Source organism: Deltaproteobacteria bacterium (assembly GCA_009930495.1).
GTDB lineage: Bacteria > Desulfobacterota > Desulfovibrionia > Desulfovibrionales > Desulfomicrobiaceae > Desulfomicrobium.
The window spans coordinates 1-1957 of sequence record RZYB01000321.1; the positions used below are offsets into that span (position 1 = coordinate 1).

The window sequence follows — 1957 nt, forward strand, 5'->3', positions numbered from 1 at the left end:
GCCTTCTCCCTGTGTTGATTCCGATCCCGCCGCGCGGGAGTCTGGAGGTGCTCTTTCTGGCACGCGGCCTGACCTCGGCTGCGCCACAGGTCCGGGATTGTTCGGCTGCCACGAACGCTGTGTCGATCTTCGTCCGGGGTTGCAGGTGGTCCTTGGTGGGCAGCTCGCCAGCGCGGTCGTGACCGGACTGGCAACAGGCAGCGCGAGCGCGCCGAGGCAGGTGCATGTGCCGTTCGGCTAGTTGGCCCGTTTGCGCTTGGCCCGCATTTCCTGGACCGTGGCCCCGCGCGGGTTGGGCTTGGCCCGCTCCTTGGCCAGCTCGCGCTGGAGGCGCCGGTTTTCGCGGATGTAGCGGGTGCGCTCGGCCGGGGTGTTGAAACCGGTCTGCTTCCGCCAGAGGTGGCGATAGTGGCCGCCCGGAGCTGGCCCGTCGTTGTATTTGTTGATGGGCTGAACGCGGACTTCCTGGGCCGGTTGGTTCCCGGCCCGGTACATGGCGTTCATGCGGGCGTTGTGCTCCTGGATTCGGGCCTGTTCCTCTTGCCATGCCCGTTCTGATGCGGCGTTGCGTTGGTCCTGACGGGCCTGGATCTCCGCGTCCGCCTTGCGCCGGGCGATGTCCTCGGGTGAGTCCGACATCTCTCCGTTGGGGCCGAAAAACTTAAACGCGGACGCGGGGGAGGCGGTTAGGGTCAGGATCAGGGCGAGGATGGCGAGGCGGGTCATGGGCATCATTGCACGCGCTCTTGTAACTGTCTGAGCTTGCGTTCCGTTTCCTCTTTTAGCGCCTGACGCTCTGCATTGGCGGCCGCAACTGTGGCCGCGAAATAACGTTCGAAATCCTCAAGGCACCAGACGCGCTCCTGGCTGATGCCCATTGCGCCACAAATGTCGTTGGCAGCTGCGGCAACGCAGTCGCCATGCCGCGACGTGCCTTTCAAGGGCGCGCAGGAGGTCAGCGCTCGCGCGACATAGTCGTCCGCACGGGCTACCGAGGTCAATGCCGCGAAAAAACACACGAGGGCGACTATTCGCATACATGCCTCCCGAGGTCGTTTTCCGTCCTGTATTTTGCGTAATCCGCAGGGGCCATGACGTGGATGATCGCGCCATGAATGCCGTGATCCCGCAAGGTCATGCACAAGTATTCGGCAAACCCGTCTCGCCGGCTTCCGTCGTCCTTGACCGCGACAAAGAGGCTTGGGCCTTTGTGAGGGCCCCACGACGCGGCGATAACGCTTTTTTCCGCCTTGATTTCATCCATGGCCGCGTCAAAATTGTCGGCAAAGCATGTCGCGGCGAAACAAAAAAACAGCGCCGCGCAAACGAACAAGATGCGCATGAAAATCCCTCCTGTTTCCGCGCCGCGTAGCACGTTTGGGCGCGGGCATCAGCAAATTTTATTGTCATACAATGTTTTCCGGGGGGGCTCGGATTTTTGTCCGGCAAAACCGGAATTGTATGACAATTTTTCAGTATCTGGGTGTCGGCACAATCGTGAGATCCGCGACGGACAGCCCGGCCTGGGCGGACGCGCTTGCCCTGGATCACAGCCCCAGGGCCACGGCCCACTTGCCGATGGATCTTTCCGTCGCCGTCACCGATATGATGACGGTCCAAATCGACGGCACCCCCGCGACCGGAATCGTGACGGCTGTAGAGCATGTTGTCCGGAGTGGGCAGGCGTTGACGCGGGTGGAGATGGTTGTGTGATGGGCTCTAGCGGGTGTAGCTTTCAGCTTGCCAAGAATTCGCCCATAATTTGCGGAAACTATGGCGGAAAAATTCGTCCACCCACCCCGTAATCAGTTGTGCCATAGTTTCCGCAAATTTCCGCCAAACAGCGTGCTAGGCTACAGATTTTTCCAGGACTCCCGGCGGTCCGGTCAACAGCGTCGCGCATCGCGGAATACGCATCCCCACCGAGTTCGGACGTGTGTACATCCCGCAGCCGGGG

At 61.4% G+C, this 1957-nt stretch carries 4 protein-coding genes; 1 reads left to right on the top strand and 3 read right to left on the bottom strand.

All coding sequences use genetic code 11. From position 1 onward, the window contains the following. Positions 1-237: 237 nt before the first annotated feature. The 3 genes from EOL86_14260 to EOL86_14270 are packed head-to-tail and all read right to left on the bottom strand — an operon-like array spanning position 238 to position 1342. On the bottom strand, positions 238-735 hold the full coding sequence (locus EOL86_14260) for a hypothetical protein (protein NCD26736.1): 498 nt from the start codon (positions 733-735) through the stop codon (positions 238-240). Continuing rightward, positions 732-1037, bottom strand: a complete 306-nt coding sequence (locus EOL86_14265) for a hypothetical protein (protein NCD26737.1) — start codon at positions 1035-1037, stop codon at positions 732-734. Before EOL86_14265 ends, EOL86_14260 begins: the two co-directional genes overlap by 4 nt. After that, positions 1028-1342, bottom strand: coding sequence for a hypothetical protein (locus tag EOL86_14270; GenBank protein ID NCD26738.1), 315 nt, complete (start codon positions 1340-1342; stop codon positions 1028-1030). Before EOL86_14270 ends, EOL86_14265 begins: the two co-directional genes overlap by 10 nt. Before the next feature lie 119 nt (positions 1343-1461). Here EOL86_14270 and EOL86_14275 point away from each other — a divergent pair, with 119 nt between their 5' ends. After that, positions 1462-1713 (top strand): hypothetical protein, encoded by a 252-nt coding sequence (locus EOL86_14275; protein NCD26739.1) that lies wholly within the window; start codon positions 1462-1464, stop codon positions 1711-1713. Positions 1714-1957 lie beyond the last annotated feature (244 nt).

Bases quoted from the DNA above. Each gene is read 5' to 3' on its own strand.
- EOL86_14265 (NCD26737.1), bottom strand. From the start codon at position 1,037: ATGCGAATAGTCGCCCTCGTGTGTTTTTTCGCGGCATTGACCTCGGTA.
- EOL86_14260 (NCD26736.1), bottom strand. From the start codon at position 735: ATGATGCCCATGACCCGCCTCGCCATCCTCGCCCTGATCCTGACCCTA.
- EOL86_14275 (NCD26739.1), top strand. From the start codon at position 1,462: ATGACAATTTTTCAGTATCTGGGTGTCGGCACAATCGTGAGATCCGCG.
- EOL86_14270 (NCD26738.1), bottom strand. From the start codon at position 1,342: ATGCGCATCTTGTTCGTTTGCGCGGCGCTGTTTTTTTGTTTCGCCGCG.